Raw genomic sequence first — 19490 nt, forward strand, 5'->3', positions numbered from 1 at the left:
AGTCGACGATGACCAACAACCCCGGCTACCAGCGCGGTGAGCTGACCGTGCACGCCGATCCGGCGGAGCTCGCACGCGTCACCCGCGCCCTGCGGGCGACCGGCCGCAAGGTGCACCTGGTGCCCACGATGGGCGCGCTGCACCGCGGTCACCTGGAGCTGATCAAGCGGGCGAAGCAGGACATCAACGCCGTCGTGGTGGTGTCGATCTTCGTCAACCCGCTCCAGTTCGGCCCGAACGAGGACTTCGACCGCTACCCGCGCAACTTCGACGCCGACGTCGAGGCGTGCCGCGAGGCCGGCGTGGGCCTGGTCTTCGCGCCGACCGTGGACGCGATGTACGGCGGCGGACGTGAGCTGTCGGTGCACGCCGGGCCGCTGGGCGAGGAGCTGGAGGGCGCGACCCGCAAGGGGCACTTCGACGGGATGCTGACCGTGGTGCTCAAGCTGCTCAACATCGTGCGCCCGGACCTGGCGTTCTTCGGCGAGAAGGACTACCAGCAGCTGGTCCTGATCCGGAAGATGGCGCGGCAGTTCGACCTGGACCCCCAGATCCAGGGCATCCCCACCGTCCGCGAGTCCGACGGCCTGGCGCTGTCCAGCCGCAACGTCTACCTCGACGAGGACCAGCGGCGTGCCGCCCTGGCGATCTCGGCGTCGCTGACCGCGGGTGCGCACGCCGCCGTCGGAGGCCCGGAGGCGGTGCTCAAGGCCGCGCACGAGGTGCTGGCCACCGAGCCCCTGGTGCAGCCCGACTACCTGGAGCTGCGGGATCCCGAGCTGGGTCCGGCTCCGGCCTCGGGTGAGGCACGACTGCTGGTGGCCGCGAAGGTCGGCGCCACCAGGCTGATCGACAACGCGATGGTCCTGCTCGGCGAGTGAACCGGCCCCTAGGAGGTCAGCGATGTTCCGCACGATGTTGAAGTCCAAGATCCACCGGGCCACCGTCACCCAGGCCGACCTGCACTACGTCGGTTCGGTGACGGTCGACAAGGACCTGATGGAGGCCGCGGACCTGCTCGAAGGGGAGCAGGTCGCGATCGTCGACGTCACCAACGGCGCCCGGCTGGAGACCTACGTGATCACCGGCGAGCGGGGTTCCGGGGTGATCGGGATCAACGGCGCCGCCGCGCACCTGATCGAGCCCGGTGACATCGTCATCCTCATCGCCTACGGCGTGATGGACGAGCTCGAAGCCCGCAACTTCAAGCCCAAGGTGATCTTCGTCGACGCCGACAACAAGCCGGTTGATCTCGGGGTCAACCCCGGTCATGCGCCGGAGGGGTCGGGTCTGCTCTCCTCCCAGGCCGACGCTGAGACGGACGACGCCGCGAAGCTGGATGCCCTGCTCCAGCAGCCGGAGAGCTGATCAAGAACTGCAATGCGCGGCGCTACGGCCGTCCTCCCCGGAGAACGTCTGCGAACCCGCGGCGGTGCCGGTTGCTCAGGTGGGCTGAGGAGAAAGCACCTTCGGCGCTCGCCTGACGTCTGTTTTCGTGAAGGGATCGCTCGTGCTGCTGGCCATTGACGTCGGGAACACCAACATCGTCCTCGGGCTGTACGACGACGTCGATGACCCACCGGATCTCGCCGCGACGCTGGTCCGGGACTGGCGGATGCGCACCGAGCCGCGGATGACGGCCGACGAGATGGCGCTGACGATGCGGGGGCTGATCGGGGACTACGCCGAGCGGATCACCGGCATCGCCGCGCTGTCCACGGTTCCGGCGCTGCTGCGCGAGCTGCGGGTGATGCTGGAGCGCTACTGGACCGACGTGCCGCGGGTGGTGGTCGAGCCGGGCGTGCGCACGGGCGTTCCGCTGCTGGTGGACAACCCGAAGGAGGTCGGCGCGGACCGGGTGATCAACACCTTGGCCGCGCACCACCTGCACGCCACGAACTGCGTGGTCGTGGACTTCGGCACCTCGACGAACATCGACGTCATCTCCGCCAAGGGCGAATTCCTCGGCGGTGCCTTCGCCCCGGGTGTGGAGATCTCGCTCGACGCGTTGGCCTCCCGGGCGGCGCAGTTGCGCAAGGTGGAGTTGGTCCGGCCGCGCTCGGTCATCGGAAAGAACACCGTTGAATGCCTTCAATCCGGAATTCTTTTCGGATTCGCGGGTCAGGTCGACGGACTCGTCCGCCGAATCGTGGAGGAGCTCGAAGCCACCCACGGAGGCCCCACCACGGTGCTGGCCACCGGAGGCCTCGCCCCGCTGGTCTTCTCCGAATCCACCACGATCAACCACCACGTCCCGGACCTGACGCTCCTGGGCCTGCGCCTCGTCTACGACCGAAACTTCCGCTGACCAAAAAGCCACGGAGTGGCAAAGCCTCCACCGTCAGGCAAGCGGCGAAGCCGATTTCTCCTTCACCACCCGAGCAACTCGCACCGCCGGGGGTTCTCAGACGACGTCTGAGGTTCCCCCACCCGCACCGCTAAGCAGGCCGCTCGAATCCCGATTAACACCACTACGTACCCTGTTTTGCGTGACTGACCAGGACACTTCCAATCCCCCGGCAAGCGCTGACGGCGTCGAAGACCTGCCGGAACAGATGCGGATCCGGCGGGAGAAGCGGGAGCGCCTGCTCGACGCCGGAGTCGACCCGTACCCGGTGACGCTGCCCATCACGCACGGGCTGGCCGAAATCCGCTCCGCCCACGAGGGCCTGGAGCCGGACACCGCGACCGGCGAGCAGGTCGGCGTGGCAGGCCGCGTGATGTTCCTGCGCAACACCGGCAAGCTCTGCTTCGCCACGCTGCGGGCCGGCGACGGGACCGAGCTGCAGGCGATGCTGAGCCTCAAGCAGGTCGGTGAGGAGTCGCTGACGTCCTGGAAGGGCGAGGTGGACCTCGGCGACCACGTTTTCGTGCACGGTGAGGTCATCACCTCCCGGCGCGGTGAGCTTTCGGTGATGGCCGATGAATGGCGGATGGCGGCGAAGTCGCTGCGCCCGCTTCCGGTCATGCACAAGGAACTCGGCGAGGAAATGCGAGTCCGCCAGCGCTACGTCGACCTGATCGTGCGCAAGCAGGCCGCTGAAACGGTGCGCACCCGGGCCGCGGTGCAGCGCTCGCTGCGTGATTCCTTCGAACAGCGCGGATACATCGAGGTGGAAACCCCGATGCTGCAGACGTTGCAGGGCGGTGCCGCCGCTCGCCCCTTCACCACGCATTCCAACGCCTTCGACATCGACTTGTTCCTGCGCATCGCGCCGGAGTTGTATCTGAAGCGCTGCGTTGTCGGTGGGATCGAGAAGGTTTTCGAGATCAACCGAAACTTCCGGAACGAAGGCAGTGATTCTTCCCACTCGCCCGAGTTCGCAATGCTGGAGTTCTACCAGGCGTACGCCGATTACAACGACATGGCCGATCTGACCAGGTCTCTCATCCAGGAAGCGGCCGAACGGGTCTCCGGTTCTCAGGTCGTCACGTGGTTCGACGGAACCGAGTACGACCTCTCCGGTGAGTGGGCGACGCTGACGATGTACGAGTCGTTGTCGGAAGCGCTGGAATCCGAGGTGACCCCGGAAACTCCGGCTGAAGCGCTGCGCAAGCACGCGGACGCGCTCGGTCTGCAGGTCGATCCGAAGATGGGTCACGGCAAGCTGGTGGAAGAGCTCTGGGAGCACACCGTCGGTGACCATTTGACGGCTCCCACCTTCGTCCGCGACTTCCCGGTGGAGACCTCGCCGTTGACCCGTCAGCACCGCGAGAAGGCGGGCGTTGCGGAAAAGTGGGATCTCTACGTTCGCGGGTTCGAGCTGGCGACCGGTTACTCGGAACTCGTGGATCCGGTTGTGGAACGGCAGCGGCTGGAGGAGCAGGCCGCGCTCGCGGCGGCCGGAGATGTCGAGGCCATGCCGGTCGACGAGGACTTTTTGCGCGCTCTGGAGTACGGAATGCCTCCCAGCGGTGGCGTGGGAATGGGTATCGACCGGTTGTTGATGGCGTTGACCGGTCTCGGTATCCGGGAGACGATCCTGTTCCCGTTGGTCCGCCCGGAATGACCCGATCAGGGCGGCTCAACAGAATTTTGTGGACAGGATGAGTGCATTATCGGAGTCCCTGCGCTAACCTGACCCCAGAATGTGTCGGCGACGGCTATTGGCGCACTTCCAAGTGTCGCTGCCGTACTTGCCCAAGTGCGGCTGGCGTTCTGGCGAGGGGGTTTCCGCTCCCGGCAGATGGTTGCTGTCCCGCCAAAGCACAATTTTTTGCTCGGGGAGGACTTCGAAGATGGCGCAGAAGGTCACTGTCACCCTTGTCGACGATCTGGATGGTGGGCAGGCCGACGAAACCGTTGAGTTCGGATTGGACGGCGTGTCGTACCAGATCGACCTTTCCGCCGACAATGCCGGAGATCTGCGGGAGGCGCTGGCGAACTACGTCTCCAACGCGCGGCGTGCCGGTGGCCGGAAGAAGCCGGGTCCGCGTCCGGGTGCGGCCGCGCGTTCCACTGGTGGTTCCACCAGTGCGGACCGCGAGCAGAACCAGGCCATTCGGGAATGGGCGCGCAAGCGCGGCCTGAAGGTGTCGGACCGCGGCCGTATCCCGGCCGACATCGTGGAGCAGTACCACCAGGCGAACTGAAAGTCGGTTTCAAGAGGCGTTTGCCGGGTCGTCGGGGCCCGGTAAACGCCTTTTGTTGCGTTCGGATAACTCATTTACGCGGTTTCCCCCGATTGATCAACTCTTCCTGCAAAACCGCTGGCATAACGGCCCGGGTGGCGCGACCGCAACAGGTCTTCAACTTTTCGTCCGAGGCGTCGAACAACTCCCTCCGCCGCGGCTGTGATGGCCAACATCCGAACCCACCCTGTTGGTGTGGCTTAGGTTGTCCTAACCTGGGCAACGTCCGGGTGAACACCGAAGGGGAGTGGGACGTGGCTCGAACGGAGGCTCTCGCCGAGCCGCCCACGTCGGAAACCGCGTCCGCCGCACCTGGTGAGCGCTTGAAGCGCAGACGCTCCCGCCGCCTCGCCGGCATCGGGATCCTGCTGCTCGTGCTGCTGGCCAGCGTCGTGCTGAGCATCGCGGTCGGCGCCAAGACGATTCCGCTGGCCGAGGTCTGGAGCGGTCTGGTCGCGCCCGGCGGCAGCGAGAACGACCTGATCATCCGAGAGCTGCGGATCCCGCGCACCGTCGCCGGCGTGCTGGCCGGTGCCGCGCTCGGCCTGGCCGGTGCGCTGATGCAGGGCCACACGCGCAACCCGCTCGCCGACCCCGGGATCCTCGGCATCACCCAGGGCGCGGGGCTCGGCGTCGTGCTCGCCGTCTACACCTTCGGCATCACCACGCTGTTCGGCTTCATCTGGTTCGCCTTCGCCGGTTCGTTGATCGGCGCGCTGGCGGTGTTCGCGATCGGCTCGATGGGCCGCGGCGGCGCCACTCCGGTGACGCTGGCGCTGGCGGGCATGGCGATCAGCTCGCTGCTGCACGCGATCACCTCGGCCCTGGTGCTCACCGATCAGCAGACGTTGGACACCTACCGGTTCTGGAAGGTCGGCTCGATCGCCCTCACCGATGCGTCGGTGCTGCCGCAGGTCGCGCCCTTCCTGGTGGTCGGGCTCGTGCTGGGCCTGGCCAACGCGACCAGCCTCAACGCGCTGTCGCTGGGCGAGGACGTGGCCAGCTCGCTGGGCCACCGGGTGGCCTGGGCGCGCCGCGCCGGGATCGCCGCGGTGAGCGTCCTGGTCGGCGCTGCGGTCGCGGTCTGCGGGCCGATCGGCTTCGTCGGGCTGGTCGTGCCGCACGTCGCCCGCTACTTCACCGGTGCCGACTACCGCTGGCTGCTGCCCTTCGCCGCGCTGCTCGGCTCCTCGATGATGCTGCTGGCCGACGTGCTCGGCCGCATCGTCGCCCGGCCGGCCGAGGTGCAGGTGGGCGTGATGCTGGCGATGGTCGGCGCCCCGTTCTTCATCGCGCTCGTGCGACGCCGGAAGTTGGTGCGGCTATGACGGCGACCGTTCAGGACCGGCCGGTCGAGGAGGTCACCGGGCGGCGGCCGCTGCGCGTCGGCCCGTTCTCCGGCGTGTTCCGGCTCCGGCCGTTGCTGGCGCTGGTCGGCGGGCTCGTGGCGCTGCTGGCGGTGTTCGTCCTCGACGTCGGGATCGGTGAGTACCAGATCAGCCCGACCGAGGTGCTCAGCACGCTGTTCGGCGGTGGCGACCGCGCGCAGTCGATCATCATCTGGGAGCTGCGGATGCCGCGCGGCCTGACCGCGCTGCTCGTGGGTGCCGCGCTGGGCCTGGCGGGCGCGATCATGCAGGCGTTGGCCCGCAACCCGCTGGCCAGCCCGGACATGCTCGGCATCACCTGGGGCGCCGGGTGCGCCGCGGTCGGGGTGATCGTGTTCGCCGGGACGGCGGGCAGCCTGTCCGGTGCGCTGTCCGACTACGGGCTGCCCGTGATGGCGCTGGTCGGCGGCCTGGTCACCGGCGTCGCGGTGTACCTGCTGGCCTATCGGCGAGGGGTGGATTCCTACCGGTTGGTGCTGGTCGGCGTGGGCGTCAGCGCGCTGGCGGGCAACGCCGTCTACTGGCTGCTGACCGTCGGCGACGTCAACGACGCCGGTCGCGCCATGGTGTGGCTGACCGGCAGCCTCAACGCGCGCGGCTGGGAACACGTGGTGCCGACCGGCATCGCGCTGGCCGTGCTGGTCCCGCTGGCCCTCGTCGGCGCCCACGTGCTGGGTGCGCTGCAGTACGACGACGACACGGTGCGCGGACTCGGCGTGCGGATGGACCTGGCGCGCGGCTTCCTGCTGTTCGCCTCGGTGGTGCTGGCCTCCATCGCCACGGCGGCGGCCGGTCCGATCCAGTTCGTCGCGCTGGCCACCCCGCAGATCGCGCTGCGGGTCTCGCGCACCTCGCGTCCACCGCTGCTGACCTCGGCCGTGCTCGGCGCGGCGTTGGTGGTCGGTTCGGACGTGATCGCCCGGACCGCGTTCGGCGACCTGGAGCTGCCGGTCGGCATCGTGACCGCGATCCTGGGCGCCCCGTACCTGATCTACCTGCTCATCCGTCGGTACCGGGAGGTCCGAGCATGACCGCGTCCGCCTCTACCCGCCCCGAGCAGGACCAGGCCCGGGCTGTCACCGACCGCCTCCGGGCTTCGGACCTGAAGCTGGCCTACGGCGAGCGCGTCGTCGTCGACGGCCTCGACTTCGAGGTCGCGAGCGGCACGATCACGGCGGTGATCGGCCCCAACGGCTGCGGCAAGTCGACGCTGCTGCGCGCCCTCGGCCGCCTGCTTCAGCCGCAGCGCGGCGAGGTGCTGCTGGACGGCAAGAAGATCCACAAGATGTCGACCAAGGAGGTCGCCCGGGTCCTCGGCGTGCTGCCGCAGTCGCCTGCCGCCCCGGAGGGCCTGACGGTGGCCGACCTGGTCGCGCGCGGACGTCACCCGCACCAGTCCTGGTACCGGCAGTGGTCCAGCGACGACGAGTCGGCGGTGGCCGAGGCGCTGGCCATGACGGGCATCGGTGACCTGGCCGAACGCACCCTCGACGAGCTCTCCGGCGGTCAGCGGCAGCGCGCCTGGCTGTCCATGGCGCTGGCGCAGGGAACGGACCTGCTGCTGCTCGACGAGCCCACCACCTACCTCGACCTCTCGCACCAGGTGGACGTGCTGGAGCTGGTCGGCAGGCTGCACGACGAGAGCGGCCGGACCGTGGTGATGGTGCTGCACGACCTCAACCTGGCCGCCCGCTACGCCGACCGGCTGGTCGCGATGAAGGACGGCGCCGTCGTCGCGTCGGGCGAGCCGGACCAGGTGCTCACCGAGGAGCTCCTGGCCGACGTCTTCGACCTCCGGGCCCGTGTGATTCCCGATCCCGTGGCGGGTACTCCCATGGTGGTCCCGATCGGGGGAAGGCGGACCGGAGAAGGGTCCGGCGCTCAGGCGTGAACACGGTGCGTCACGATCCGACGCGCGCTGTTCGCGCTCAGCGGAACGGCGCCGAGATCAGGAATCCTGCAGGCCAACGCGCCGTTGGGCATGGTGCCGGACAAGAATGTGGCGTAGCGGGCACGGACCGCGACCGGGGTTGGCTACTACAGTGGTCCCCAAGAGTGCTGAACCCGTCGTGGATCGCGGCGTAGCGCTAAAGCCGTGTCCCGGAACTAGACCGCCGGCGCAGCAGTCAGGGAGTGCGAATGTTCGAGAGGTTCACCGACCGCGCGAGGCGGGTGGTTGTCCTGGCCCAAGAAGAGGCCCGGATGCTCAACCACAACTACATCGGCACCGAGCACATTCTCCTGGGCTTGATCCACGAGGGTGAGGGTGTCGCCGCCAAGGCGCTGGAGTCGCTGGGTATCGCGCTTGAGGGCGTGCGCCAACAGGTCGAGGAGATCATCGGCCAGGGGCAGCAGGCCCCCAGCGGACACATCCCGTTCACCCCACGGGCCAAGAAGGTGCTGGAGCTGTCGCTGCGGGAGGCGCTGCAGCTCGGCCACAACTACATCGGCACCGAGCACATCCTGCTCGGGCTGATCCGCGAGGGCGAGGGCGTCGCCGCCCAGGTGCTCGTCAAGCTCGGTGCGGACCTCAACCGGGTGCGCCAGCAGGTGCTGCAGCTGCTGTCCGGCTACCAGGGCAAGGAGCCGGCGGAGGCCGGCGGCCGCGGCGAGGGAACGCCGTCGTCGTCGCTGGTGCTGGACCAGTTCGGCCGCAACCTGACCCAGGCAGCGCGCGAGGGCAAGCTCGACCCGGTCATCGGCCGGGACAAGGAGATCGAGCGGATCATGCAGGTCCTCTCGCGCCGCACCAAGAACAACCCGGTGCTCATCGGTGAAGCCGGTGTCGGCAAGACCGCGGTCGTGGAGGGCCTCGCGTCGCAGGTCGTCAAGGGCGAGGTGCCCGAGACGCTCAAGGACAAGCAGCTCTACACGCTCGACCTGGGTTCGCTGGTCGCCGGTTCCCGCTACCGCGGTGACTTCGAGGAGCGCCTGAAGAAGGTGCTCAAGGAGATCAAGACCCGCGGCGACATCATCCTGTTCATCGACGAGATCCACACGCTGGTCGGTGCCGGTGCCGCCGAGGGCGCGATCGACGCCGCGAGCATCCTCAAGCCGATGCTGGCCCGTGGTGAGCTGCAGACCATCGGTGCCACCACGCTGGAGGAGTACCGCAAGTACGTCGAGAAGGACCCGGCTCTGGAGCGCCGCTTCCAGCCGATCCAGGTCGGCGAGCCGTCGTTGGAGCACACCGTCGAGATCCTCAAGGGTCTGCGGGACCGCTACGAGGCGCACCACCGCGTGTCGATCACCGATGGCGCCCTGGTGTCGGCGGCCAACCTGGCCGACCGCTACATCAACGACCGGTACCTGCCGGACAAGGCGATCGACCTGATCGACGAGGCCGGCGCCCGGATGCGCATCCGCCGCATGACCGCTCCGCCGGACCTGCGCGAGTTCGACGAGAAGATCGCCGAGGTCCGCCGCGAGAAGGAGTCCGCGATCGACGCGCAGGACTTCGAGCGGGCCGCCCGCCTGCGGGACGAGGAGAAGCAGCTCCTCGGCCAGAAGGAGGAGCGCGAGAAGCAGTGGAAGGCGGGTGACCTGGACGTCGTCGCGGAGGTCGACGACGAGCAGATCGCCGAGGTGCTGGCCAACTGGACCGGCATCCCCGTCTTCAAGCTCACCGAGGAGGAGACCACCCGTCTGCTCCGCATGGAGGACGAGCTCCACAAGCGGATCATCGGCCAGAACGACGCGGTCAAGGCCGTGTCCCAGGCGATCCGCCGCACTCGCGCCGGCCTGAAGGACCCGAAGCGCCCGTCCGGCTCGTTCATCTTCGCCGGTCCGTCCGGTGTCGGTAAGACCGAGCTGTCCAAGGCGCTCGCGGAGTTCCTCTTCGGCGACGACGACGCGCTCGTGCAGATCGACATGGGTGAGTTCCACGACCGCTACACCGCCTCGCGGCTGTTCGGCGCCCCGCCCGGGTACGTCGGCTACGAGGAGGGCGGCCAGCTCACCGAGAAGGTCCGCCGCAAGCCGTTCTCCGTGGTCCTGTTCGACGAGATCGAGAAGGCCCACCAGGAGATCTACAACACCCTGCTGCAGGTGTTGGAGGACGGTCGTCTCACCGACGGCCAGGGCCGCACGGTGGACTTCAAGAACACGGTGCTGATCTTCACCTCCAACCTCGGAACGCAGGACATCTCCAAGGCCGTCGGCCTGGGCTTCTCCAGTGGTCAGGGCGCTGAGTCCAACTACGAGCGGATGAAGTCCAAGGTCAACGAGGAGATGAAGAAGCACTTCCGGCCGGAGTTCCTCAACCGGATCGACGACGTGATCGTCTTCCACCAGCTCACGGAGTCCGAGATCGTCCAGATGGTCGACCTGCTCTCCAACCGCGTGGAGAAGGCGCTCAAGGGCAAGGACATGGCCCTGGAGCTCACCGACACGGCGAAGAAGCTGCTGGCCAAGCGCGGGTTCGACCCGGTGCTGGGTGCGCGGCCGCTGCGCCGGACGATCCAGCGGGAGATCGAGGACAAGCTGTCCGAGAAGATCCTGTTCGGTGAGGTCGAGCCGGGGCAGATCGTCATCGTCGACGTCGAGGGCTGGGAAGGCGAAGGGCCGGACGACAAGGCCCAGTTCACCTTCCGCGGTGAGCCCAAGCCGTCCGCGGTGCCGGACGCTCCGCCGGTCGGCGTCTCCGCTCACGGCGAGGACAAGCAGGACAACGGCAACACCGAGTCCTGATCCCAGGACGCGAAACGGCCCCCGCACCACTCGGTGCGGGGGCCGTTCGCCGTCTCGGGCCGGGTTTCACCGGGCCCGGATCAGCGGATCCGGCGGATCTCCTCGGTGGGGTGGTCGGCCTGCACGCGGGCGAACTGGACCGTGGGAGCCTCCGCGATCGCCTGGTCCCGGCGGTTGTTGCGGATCCGGAGGGCCACGAACACCACGACGGTCAGCACCGAGGTGATCAGCACGGCCCGGGACAGCAGTCCCGCGTACTGCTCGACGAGGTACCAGTGCTGGCCGAGCAGGTAGCCGGCGAACACGAAGATCGTGTTCCAGATCAGGCTGCCCAGCGTCGTGAACAGCGCGAACGTGCTCAGCCGCATCTGCTCGACCCCGGCGGGCAGCGAGATGAAGCTGCGGAACAGCGGGATCATCCGGCCGAAGAACACGGCCTTCACCCCGTGCTTGGCGAACCACGCCTCGGTCTTGTCGACGTCGGAGAGCTTCACCAGCGGCAGCTTCGCCGCGATCGCGCGCGTCCGCTCCCGGCCCAGCTTCGCGCCGAGCCAGTAGAGCGCGAGGGCGCCGACCAGCGAGCCCAGCGTGGTCCACAGGATCGCCCCGAGCAGCGACATGTCGCCGCGGCTCGCGGTGAACCCGGCCAGCGGCAGGATCAGCTCGGACGGGATCGGCGGGAACAGGTTCTCCAGTGCGATGATCATGCCCGCGCCGGGACCGCCGAGGGTTTCCATCACCCCGATGACCCAGGCCGTGAAGCCGGTGGGCTGGGCGGACGTGGCGGCTGTCGTCGTCAGATCCATGCGGGGCGAACTCCGGGGGTCGTTTGTCCGTTTATTCCATGATTCCAGCGGATTTCGGTGTTTCGCCCCGAGCGCGTGTGACCTGTGGCACTCCTCGGCGTGTCCGATGATCTTCGGCGGGCTGGGACGCAACCATTCGGGGGCGTCGGACGTCCGGATGGCCGGGGGCTGGGGAGCAGACGGAGGCAAGGATGACGCGCACGGCGCACGAGGTGGTCGACGAGCCGGTGGACGACGACGTCGCCCGCAAACCCGGCGGTGGCTGCACGACGGCGCTGCTGTCGCTGCTCACGCTGGCCTTCCTGGGCTGGGCGGCGCTGCCGATCGTCGAGCTCGACGTGGAGCGCTACACCGTGGCGCTGACCGCGCTGACCCCGTACGCGGTGGTCGCCGGGGCGGTGCTGGTGCTGCTGGGGCTGCTGCTGCGGCGCTGGCTGAACGTGCTCTTCGCGCTGCTCGCGACGGCCGCGCTGATCTACACCGTCGTCCCGCGCGTGCTGCCGGACCCGGTCGCGGCCGAGGGCGAACCGCTGCGCGTGCTGTCGGTCAACACCTACTTCGGCGGCGCCGACGCGGCTGAGATCGTCGAGGAGGTCCGGGGCAGGCGCGTGGACGTGCTCAGCCTCCAGGAGCTGACCCCGGAGATGGTCGCCGAGCTGGAGCGGGCAGGCCTGTTCGCGGAGCTGCCGAACCGGGTCCTGCAGCCGGGCCCGAAGGCCGACGGCACCGGGATCGTCTCCCGCTACCCGCTCCGCGAGCTCGCGCTGGTGCCTCGGACGACGCTGGCGCAACCGTCAGCGCTGGTGGACGTGCCTGTGGGCCGGGACGTGGAGTTCGTGGCGGTGCACCCGCTCTACCCGATGGGCGCCGACACCGCGACGGTCTGGGCGCACGACCTGGTCGCGCTGCCCGAGCCCTCGCTGACCGGGCAGCCGCGGGTGATGGCGGGCGACTTCAACGCGACCCTCGACCACACCCGGCTCAAGGACCTCATCGGCCGCGGCTACCTCGACGCCGCCTCCACGGTGGGCGCGGGCTTGACGCCGACGTGGCCCGCGAGCTGGACGGCACCACCGGTCGCCATCGACCACGTGCTCTCCTCCGGCGGCGTTCGCGCGGAGGACTACGAGGTCATCGACATCCCAGGCAGCGACCACAGGGCCGTGTTCACGACCCTGCGCGTCGCCGGCTGATTCACTTCTCCGGGTGCGAGCCCAGCACGACCTCGAACTCCAGCAGGCTGGAGCCGGAGGCGACGGGGTTCTTCCGCTCGCCGGCGTGGGCTTCCTTGGCCGGTCCGTTGGCCCAGTTCTGGAAGTCCTCCTCGGTCTCCCACTTCGTGTAGACGAAGTACCGGTCGTCGCCCTTGACCGGGCGCAGCAGCTCGAATCCCAGGAAGCCGGGAGCGTCGTCGACCGAGCCGTGGCGGGAGGCGAAGCGCTTCTCCAGCTCCGGGCCGGCACCTTCGGGGACCTCGATCGCATTGATCTTCACAACAGCCATGGCTCAACCCTACGAGCGTTTCCCGCCGAGCACCGTGTCTCGTCGATCTCACTGCCGTTGCTCACAGCTCGATCTGCGGGTGCAGGCGTCCCAGCGTCCACGTGCGCTGCCGGTGCACCACGAGCGTCGTCAGCAGGACCACCCCCAGCAGCACGCCACCCAGCACGGCCACGTCCCGGTACAGGTGCATCGCCAGGCCGCCGGAGATCGTCACCCGCAACCCGTCGACCAGGTAGGTCATCGGCAGGAACGGGTGGATCGCCTGGAACGGGCCCGGTGTCGTCTCCATCGGGTACAGACCGCCGCACGCGGTGAGCTGCACGATCAGCAGCACCAGCGACAGCAGGTCGCCGATCGCGCCGAGCGCGGTGCGCAGCAGGTGGTCGATGGACACGAAGGTCACCGCCGCCAGCGACAGGATCCCGAGCGTCCAGGGCACGTGCACCGGATCGAGCCCGAGCCCGAAGTTGACCACCGCGAACAGCACCAGGCCGCCGATCACGCCGAGCGCCGCAGCGGGCAGCAACCCGGCGACGGCGATCGAGAACGGGTTGATCCTGTCCGCCAGCGCCCGCAGGTTGACCGGCTTGAGCAGCAGGTACGCGAACAGCCCGAACACCCACAGCGCGATCGCGAAGAAGAACGGGGCCAGACCGCGCCCGTAGACGTGAGCGGGGTTGAGGTTCGCGGTGCTGATCTCGGTCGGCGATCCCATGACGTCGGCCGCCTGCGCGACCTGGGTCGGGTTGGTGGGAGGGATCCGGCGCAGCGTGTCGTTGATCATCTTCTGCAGCTCCTTCGAGCCGCCGTTGAGCTGACCCGCGCCCGTCTGCAGCACGTTGCCGCCCGCCACCAGCGAGTTCAAGCCGCCGGTGATGCCCTGCGACCCCGCCGCCACTTGCGTCGTCCCGGAGTGCAGGGTGTCCACCGGCGCGGTGATCGACCGGACCCGCTCCTGCAGCGGCCCCATGCTGGCCTGCAGCGCCCGCGCCCGGCGGCTGGCCTCCTCCGCGGTCCGCAGCGACTCCCTCGCCCGGGAGTCCGCCGCCGACGCGCCACCGGCGAGTCGGCGGGAGGTGTCCAGGGCCTGCTGGTAGACCGGATCACCGCGCAGCTCGGGGTGCGACGAACCGAGCCGCTGCACCGCGGAGAGCCCGTCGGCGGCCTGCTGCTCCAGCAGCCCCGTCGCGGTGGAGATCGACGTCAGCCCGCTGACCGCGACACCGCTGGCGTTGACCAGCGCGTTGACCGCACCGGGGAGCTGATCGGTGGTGAAGTCCGCGACGCTGTTCAGCTGGCGGTCCAGCTGGCCCGTCGCCGCCGAGATGTCCCGCACGCCGTTGGAGACCAGGCTCGTGCCGTCCCGCACCCCGCCGAGGCCCCGGGTGAGCGCGGCCGTGCCCTGCCTGCTCAGCTCGGTGCCTTCGACGAGCCTCTTCGACGCCTCCGAGGCGGCGTGCAGCTTCTCCCGCATCTGGCCGAGCTCGCCGTAGAGGGCGCGGGCGTAGCTGGCGTGCGCGGCGGCGTTGATCTGGTTCTGCAGCTCGGTCTTGACGGTGTCGGCCATGATCCCGGCGATGTAGCCGTTGGCGTCGTTCTTCGTCAGCCGCACCGCCGCCCGCTTCGGATCACCGTCGGCGGCAGCCGCCAGCTTGGCGCTGAAATCGGACGGGACCTCGATGACGAAGTAGTAGTGCCCCTCGGCGAGTCCGCGCCGAGCCTCGGTGCCGCGCACGAAGCGCCAGTCGAAGACGTCGTTGACCTTGAGCTGCCTGATGAACTGCACGCCGGCGTCGAGGTGCTCCCCGTTGCGGTCCACCGCCCGGTCGTTGTTGACCACCGCCACCGGAACCCGGTTGAGCTTGCCGTAGGGGTCCCAGTTCGACCACAGGTACAGCGCCCCGTACAGCAGCGGCACCAGGATCAGGACCAGCGGGACCAGCCGGAGCAGCGGGCCGCGGAAGCGCCGCAACTCCAGCCAGGCGAGCCGAACGGCCCTCACCTGGCGGCCTTTTCCGCCAGCTCGATCTCCGCGGTCGGCTCGTAGAACCGGCCCGCGGGCAGGCGCACCACGTTGACGTCCCCGGGAGGGCGGTCGGTGGAGCTGGCGATCACCGTCATCCCGATCCGCGTGACCTCGCGCAGCGCCGCCCACACCCGCGCCCGGCCGGACTGGGTGAGGCCCGCGTCGACGTCGTCCACCACGATCCCGGCGGGCGCCGGGGCGGCGGCGAGAGCGACCGCGAGCAGCAGCTGCTCCTCCGCGGGCAGCTCGCCGACCAGCAGCGACCGGTCCACGTCCAGCCCGACGAGCTCCAGCCCCAGTTCGATGGAGGCCTTGTTGGTGCCGCTGATCAGCCTGCGCTCGGTGATCGCCTCCCGGACCCGGTGCCGCTGCTCCAGCTCGCAGCCCGGCCGCAGCCGGGCCGGCCGGATCAGCTTGCGCACCTTGCGGGCCTTGCGCGGCAGCGGGAACCCGTCGACGTCCAGCTCGCCGGTGATGATCCGCAGCCGCCCGCACAGCACCAGCAGCAGCGACGTGCGCCCGGAACCGCTCGGCCCGGTCACCACGGTCAGCGAACCGGGCTCGACGCGAAGATCCAGGTTGGCGAACACGACGCCTTCCGGTCCCTTCGCGGCGATCCCGTGCGCGAGGATTCCCGCGCCGAGGACGTACATGAACCCTCCTCCTGCGGTAGTGGAGGTCCTGCACGTCCAAAGTGGCCGTTCAGCCCAAGGTCGGCAACTTCAGCGGAAAGATCGTGGTCGGCCTGCTGGGCGGCGCGGTTGCTCAGGTGAGGAGAAAGCGACTTCGTCGCTCAACCGACGGCTACCTGGTCGTCAGAAGGGTTTCCGCGTCTCCGGTGCCGGTGTCCACGATGCTGATCTTGCGAACCGCTGCGCGCACCGGCTCGGGCGGGAGCAGGGTGCTGAAGGCGGCGGCCAGCTGGTCGGTGTCGAGGTCCTCGGCGAGCACGCAGCAGGGGATCCAGGCACCCGGGAAGTAGTAGGCCGACGGGTTTTTCACCTTGCCCGCCAGCACGTCGTGCACGGCCGAGTGCACCGCCAGCAGCTCGGTGTCGACGACCGCGCCCAGCAGCAGCATCCGCTCGTCACCGGGCAGAGTGCCCAGCGTGTGCAGCCACAGATCGGGGATCGACAGCAGCTCCAGCTCGCTGCGCAGCGCCTTGCGCGCCGGGGGAGGGATGCTGCCCGCGACGGCGAGCGTCACCCTCGGACGATCGCCGGCGCCGGGGATTCCGGCTTCGCCGAGGCGTTTCCAGAGGTCGCGGATCCGCCCCTCGGTCTCGTCGTCGAAGTGGAACACCAGCGCGTCGGCCATCAGCGCTCTCCGGGGAGCGCGAAGCGGCCGTCGTCGGTCTGCTCGACGAGCCCGTCCACCAGCAGGGAGTCCAGGCAGCGATCGCGCTGACCGGCCTCGTTCCACGCAGCGTCGAGCTGATCGCGGGTGACCGGGCCGGTCGAGCCGCGCAGCACGTCCAGCAGCCTGCCGCGCACCTGCCGGTCGGTGCCCGCGAACTTCTGCACCTTCTTCGGCGGGCCCGCGTAGGCCGGTCGGCCGTTGTGCTGCCAGGCGCAGTCGGCGGCGATCGGGCACCGCTCGCAGCTCGGCGAGCGGACCGTGCACACGACCTGCCCGAGCTCCATCAACGCCGCCGACAGCGTCGCCGCGGGTGCGTCCTCGGCGGGCAGCAGCGCGTCCACGTCGGCGAGATCGCGGTTGGTCGACGGCGGGCCCGCGTCGCCGGCGCCGTGCACCGCGCGGGCCACGACCCGGCGGACGTTGGTGTCGACGACGGGAGCGCGCCTGCCGTAGGCGAAGGCCGCGACGGCGCGAGCCGTGTAGGCGCCGATGCCGGGCAGCGCGAGCAGGGTGTCCACATCGGAGGGCACCACGTCGCCGTGCTCGGCGGCGATCGTCGCGGCGGCCTCGTGCAGGCGCAAGGCGCGACGCGGGTAGCCGAGCTTGCCCCACGCGCGCAGCACTTCGCCCTGCGGTTCGGCGGCGAGGTCGGAGGGACGCGGCCAGCGGCGCATCCACTCCTCCCAGATCGGCTGCACGCGGTTGACCGGCGTCTGCTGCAGCATCGTCTCGCTGACCAGCACACCCCAGCCCGTCACGCCCGCGGCGCGCCAGGGCAGCGGGCGGGCGGTGGCGGTGAACCAGTCGGCCAGGGCGTCGAGGTCGAGCCGGATGTCGGCTCCGGTGGTGGGAGTGTTCATGGCGTCTTCAGATACTGCCAGGCGATCGGTGATCGCCCGAAAGAAGGCCGTTGATCACGTTCAGCAGTAGTGGATACGCCCCATCGGGCGATCATCTAGAGGTCCATTCTGAGTATCCGTCGGGTTACGGTCGGTTCGTGCTTGATCCGAACGGCCCGTTGCCCCCTGCGGTGTACTGGCGCCGCCGCGCCGTGGCGATATCCGTCTCCGTGTTAGTCGTGGCACTGCTCGGGTGGGGCGTGGTCGCCCTGACCACCGGCACCGGTGAACCGTCAGCCACGACGCAGCAGCACACGGCCAGACCGCCGGAACAGCCCGTGGCGGTGGCCGCCGACAGCGGGCCGGAGGCGTGCCCGGACCAGACGCTGCGGGTGGCCTCCGAAGCCGGGCATCCGACGTTCCGGACGGGCGAGCGGATCGGACTCGCCGTCGTCGTCACCAACATCGGCCCCCGCCCCTGCGTGCGCGACCTCAACCGGATGCTCCGCGAGATCGAGGTGACCACCCCGGCCGGACGCCACGTGTGGTCCAGCAACGACTGCTACGCGGAATCGACCAACGAGCGGCCGGTCCTCGAACCCGGCAAACCGGTCCGCAACGACGTGCTCTGGCAGGGCCTGAGCTCGGAGCCGGGCTGCACCGCCCGTCAGGAGCGGGTCCCACCCGGCGACTACCTGGCCGTCGCCCGGCTCACCTCGATCGCCAGCGCGCCGACCCCGTTCCGGGTGATCCCCTAGTCCGAATCCTGCTTGCGGCGGCGGACCAGCTTCAGCGCGTCCTTGATGGTCGCGACCTCGGTGACCTTGATGCCCTTGGGCAGCGGGCCCGGATCCGGTGGCACCAGCGCGCGGTCGAACCCGAGCCTCGCGGCTTCCGCCAACCGCCGACCCACGCCGTTGACCCGGCGGATCTCACCCGCGAGTCCGACCTCGCCGATCACCACCAGGTTCGGCGGCAGAGGCCGTCCCGTCTGGGAGGACGCGACGGCCATCGCGATCGCCAGGTCGGCGGCGGGCTCACCGATCTTGGTGCCCCCGACCGTCGCGGCGAACACGTCGTGCGAGCCGGTCGGGATGTGCCCGTGCTTGCCCAGCACCGCCAGCATCATCGACACCCGCGCCGAGTCCAGCCCGCTCACCGACCGGCGCGGCATGGCCATCTCGGTCTTCATCAGCAGTGCCTGGATCTCCACCAGCAGCGGGCGCTTGCCCTCGACCATGACGGTCACCGCTGTTCCGTCCACTGCGGCTTCCTGCCGGTTGATGAACAGGCCCGACGGGTCCAGCACCTCGGCGATGCCGTCGTCGCGCTGCTCGAAGCAGCCGACCTCGTCGGACGGGCCGAAGCGGTTCTTCACGCCGCGCAGCATCCGCAGCGAGGAGTGCCGGTCGCCCTCGAACTGCAGCACCACGTCCACCAGGTGCTCCAGCACCCGAGGCCCGGCGACCGCGCCGTCCTTGGTGACGTGCCCGACCAGCACGACCGGGAGCCCGCGCTCCTTGGCCAGCGCCACCAGCGCCGTGGTCACCGCGCGCACCTGCGTCACGCCGCCGGGACTGCCGTCGGCGTCGGGCGACTGGACGGTCTGCACGGAGTCGACGATCAGCAGGCCGGGCTTGACCGCGTCGACGTGCCCCAGCACCGCCGACAGGTCGCTCTCGGCGCCCAGGAACAGCTCGGGGTGCACCGAGTCGGTCCGCTCGGCTCGAAGCCGGACCTGACCCGCTGATTCCTCGCCGGTGACGTACAGGGACGCGCCGGGCGAGGACCCGGAGGCCCATCGGTGCGCGACCTCCAGCAGAAGTGTGCTCTTCCCCACACCTGGCTCTCCGGCGAGCAGCACGACGGCTCCGGGCACGATCCCTCCGCCCAGCACCCGGTCCAGCTCGCCGATGCCGGTCGACACCGACCGCGCCGAGTCCAGGTCGACCTCGGCGATCGGCCGCGCGGGGGTGCTCGGCGCCCCGGCCGAGACCTTCGCCAGCGCAGGCCGGGCTGCGGCGGCCTCCTCGATGGTTCCCCACGCCTGACACCCGGGGCACCGGCCGACCCACTTGGCGACCTCATGGCCGCAATCGGCGCAGCGGAACGCAGGACGAGGAGAACGAGTCTTGGGCGGCACGCGCCGAGGCTATCCACCCACCCCGACGATCACCCCACCCGACTCGCGGACACCAACCTCCCGCGAGCGGTGCCCCCGACCGCACCAGCGATCCACCCCGGAAAA

The 19490-nt window shown here is 69.5% G+C and carries 18 protein-coding genes; 11 read left to right on the plus strand and 7 right to left on the minus strand.

The features are described 5' to 3' along the window. The first annotated feature begins 8 nt into the window (after positions 1–8). The 9 genes from panC (at position 9) to AB0J91_RS10255 (ending at position 10709) form a co-directional block, all read left to right on the plus strand. Positions 9–881: a pantoate--beta-alanine ligase gene (panC, locus tag AB0J91_RS10215; protein WP_363866258.1), complete on the plus strand. Its 873-nt coding sequence runs from the start codon at positions 9–11 to the stop codon at positions 879–881. Positions 882–903: 22 nt separating this feature from the next. Beyond that, complete coding sequence (gene panD / locus AB0J91_RS10220) at positions 904–1368, plus strand: aspartate 1-decarboxylase (RefSeq protein WP_363866261.1); 465 nt, start codon at positions 904–906, stop codon at positions 1366–1368. Between the two features lie 142 nt (positions 1369–1510). Beyond that, the gene (locus tag AB0J91_RS10225; protein WP_363866264.1) at positions 1511–2308 is read left to right on the plus strand and encodes a type III pantothenate kinase; all 798 of its coding nucleotides are present in this window, start codon (positions 1511–1513) and stop codon (positions 2306–2308) included. 247 nt (positions 2309–2555) lie between these two features. Further along, positions 2556–4010 carry a lysine--tRNA ligase gene (lysS, locus tag AB0J91_RS10230; protein ID WP_363866511.1) on the plus strand — a complete coding sequence of 485 codons (1455 nt, stop codon included), beginning with the start codon at positions 2556–2558 and terminating at the stop codon, positions 4008–4010. A 229-nt stretch (positions 4011–4239) separates the two neighbouring features. Next, positions 4240–4593, plus strand: a complete 354-nt coding sequence (locus tag AB0J91_RS10235; protein WP_132623387.1) for an Lsr2 family protein — start codon at positions 4240–4242, stop codon at positions 4591–4593. A 293-nt stretch (positions 4594–4886) separates the two neighbouring features. Further along, the gene (locus tag AB0J91_RS10240; protein WP_363866267.1) at positions 4887–5960 is read left to right on the plus strand and encodes an iron ABC transporter permease; all 1074 of its coding nucleotides are present in this window, start codon (positions 4887–4889) and stop codon (positions 5958–5960) included. Continuing rightward, a complete protein-coding gene (locus AB0J91_RS10245; protein ID WP_363866269.1) occupies positions 5957–7051 on the plus strand; it encodes an iron ABC transporter permease in 1095 nt (364 codons plus the stop codon). The genes AB0J91_RS10240 and AB0J91_RS10245 overlap by 4 nt, the downstream gene beginning before the upstream one ends. Further along, positions 7048–7911 (plus strand): ABC transporter ATP-binding protein, encoded by an 864-nt coding sequence (locus tag AB0J91_RS10250; protein WP_363866272.1) that lies wholly within the window; start codon positions 7048–7050, stop codon positions 7909–7911. The genes AB0J91_RS10245 and AB0J91_RS10250 overlap by 4 nt, the downstream gene beginning before the upstream one ends. Positions 7912–8159: 248 nt before the next feature. Beyond that, a complete protein-coding gene (locus tag AB0J91_RS10255; RefSeq protein ID WP_363793451.1) occupies positions 8160–10709 on the plus strand; it encodes an ATP-dependent Clp protease ATP-binding subunit in 2550 nt (849 codons plus the stop codon). 80 nt (positions 10710–10789) lie between these two features. Here the strand turns inward: AB0J91_RS10255 and AB0J91_RS10260 are convergent, their stop codons facing one another. Continuing rightward, positions 10790–11515, minus strand: a complete 726-nt coding sequence (locus AB0J91_RS10260) for a DedA family protein (protein ID WP_363866275.1) — start codon at positions 11513–11515, stop codon at positions 10790–10792. A gap of 191 nt (positions 11516–11706) precedes the next feature. Here AB0J91_RS10260 and AB0J91_RS10265 point away from each other — a divergent pair, with 191 nt between their 5' ends. Next, positions 11707–12708, plus strand: coding sequence for an endonuclease/exonuclease/phosphatase family protein (locus tag AB0J91_RS10265; RefSeq protein WP_363866278.1), 1002 nt, complete (start codon positions 11707–11709; stop codon positions 12706–12708). 1 nt (position 12709) lies between these two features. Here AB0J91_RS10265 and AB0J91_RS10270 read toward each other — a convergent pair whose 3' ends face one another. The 5 genes from AB0J91_RS10270 to AB0J91_RS10290 all read right to left on the minus strand — a co-directional run bounded on the left by AB0J91_RS10270 (position 12710) and on the right by AB0J91_RS10290 (position 17263). Then, the gene (locus AB0J91_RS10270) at positions 12710–13018 is read right to left on the minus strand and encodes an antibiotic biosynthesis monooxygenase (RefSeq protein WP_132674481.1); all 309 of its coding nucleotides are present in this window, start codon (positions 13016–13018) and stop codon (positions 12710–12712) included. Positions 13019–13079: 61 nt separating this feature from the next. Continuing rightward, positions 13080–15020, minus strand: a complete 1941-nt coding sequence (locus AB0J91_RS10275; protein WP_363866281.1) for a YhgE/Pip domain-containing protein — start codon at positions 15018–15020, stop codon at positions 13080–13082. Then, complete coding sequence (locus AB0J91_RS10280) at positions 15017–15697, minus strand: ATP-binding cassette domain-containing protein (protein ID WP_363866284.1); 681 nt, start codon at positions 15695–15697, stop codon at positions 15017–15019. Before AB0J91_RS10280 ends, AB0J91_RS10275 begins: the two co-directional genes overlap by 4 nt. A 151-nt stretch (positions 15698–15848) precedes the next feature. Beyond that, positions 15849–16361, minus strand: coding sequence for a 2'-5' RNA ligase family protein (locus AB0J91_RS10285; protein ID WP_363866287.1), 513 nt, complete (start codon positions 16359–16361; stop codon positions 15849–15851). After that, entirely contained in the window at positions 16361–17263 is a 903-nt protein-coding gene (locus tag AB0J91_RS10290; RefSeq protein ID WP_363866290.1) for an A/G-specific adenine glycosylase, read from the minus strand. Before AB0J91_RS10290 ends, AB0J91_RS10285 begins: the two co-directional genes overlap by 1 nt. Positions 17264–17400: 137 nt before the next feature. Here AB0J91_RS10290 and AB0J91_RS10295 point away from each other — a divergent pair, with 137 nt between their 5' ends. Then, a complete protein-coding gene (locus AB0J91_RS10295) occupies positions 17401–18000 on the plus strand; it encodes a hypothetical protein (RefSeq protein WP_363866293.1) in 600 nt (199 codons plus the stop codon). Here the strand turns inward: AB0J91_RS10295 and radA are convergent. Further along, complete coding sequence (gene radA, locus AB0J91_RS10300; RefSeq protein ID WP_363866296.1) at positions 17997–19385, minus strand: DNA repair protein RadA; 1389 nt, start codon at positions 19383–19385, stop codon at positions 17997–17999. The two genes, AB0J91_RS10295 and radA, sit on opposite strands and share 4 nt — an antisense overlap. Positions 19386–19490: the final 105 nt, after the last annotated feature.

The organism is Saccharopolyspora sp. NPDC049357, assembly GCF_040677225.1.
In the GTDB taxonomy this organism is placed as follows: Bacteria; Actinomycetota; Actinomycetes; order Mycobacteriales; family Pseudonocardiaceae; genus Saccharopolyspora.

Excerpts from the sequence above, each read along its gene's own strand:
- AB0J91_RS10235 (WP_132623387.1), top strand. The coding sequence starts at position 4,240 with ATGGCGCAGAAGGTCACTGTCACCCTTGTCGACGATCTGGATGGTGGG.
- AB0J91_RS10255 (WP_363793451.1), top strand. The coding sequence starts at position 8,160 with ATGTTCGAGAGGTTCACCGACCGCGCGAGGCGGGTGGTTGTCCTGGCC.
- panD (WP_363866261.1), top strand. The coding sequence starts at position 904 with ATGTTCCGCACGATGTTGAAGTCCAAGATCCACCGGGCCACCGTCACC.
- AB0J91_RS10280 (WP_363866284.1), bottom strand. The coding sequence starts at position 15,697 with ATGTACGTCCTCGGCGCGGGAATCCTCGCGCACGGGATCGCCGCGAAG.
- AB0J91_RS10250 (WP_363866272.1), top strand. The coding sequence starts at position 7,048 with ATGACCGCGTCCGCCTCTACCCGCCCCGAGCAGGACCAGGCCCGGGCT.
- lysS (WP_363866511.1), top strand. The coding sequence starts at position 2,556 with ATGCGGATCCGGCGGGAGAAGCGGGAGCGCCTGCTCGACGCCGGAGTC.
- AB0J91_RS10245 (WP_363866269.1), top strand. The coding sequence starts at position 5,957 with ATGACGGCGACCGTTCAGGACCGGCCGGTCGAGGAGGTCACCGGGCGG.
- AB0J91_RS10270 (WP_132674481.1), bottom strand. The coding sequence starts at position 13,018 with ATGGCTGTTGTGAAGATCAATGCGATCGAGGTCCCCGAAGGTGCCGGC.
- AB0J91_RS10265 (WP_363866278.1), top strand. The coding sequence starts at position 11,707 with ATGACGCGCACGGCGCACGAGGTGGTCGACGAGCCGGTGGACGACGAC.
- AB0J91_RS10290 (WP_363866290.1), bottom strand. The coding sequence starts at position 17,263 with ATGAACACTCCCACCACCGGAGCCGACATCCGGCTCGACCTCGACGCC.
- panC (WP_363866258.1), top strand. The coding sequence starts at position 9 with ATGACCAACAACCCCGGCTACCAGCGCGGTGAGCTGACCGTGCACGCC.
- AB0J91_RS10260 (WP_363866275.1), bottom strand. The coding sequence starts at position 11,515 with ATGGATCTGACGACGACAGCCGCCACGTCCGCCCAGCCCACCGGCTTC.
- AB0J91_RS10285 (WP_363866287.1), bottom strand. The coding sequence starts at position 16,361 with ATGGCCGACGCGCTGGTGTTCCACTTCGACGACGAGACCGAGGGGCGG.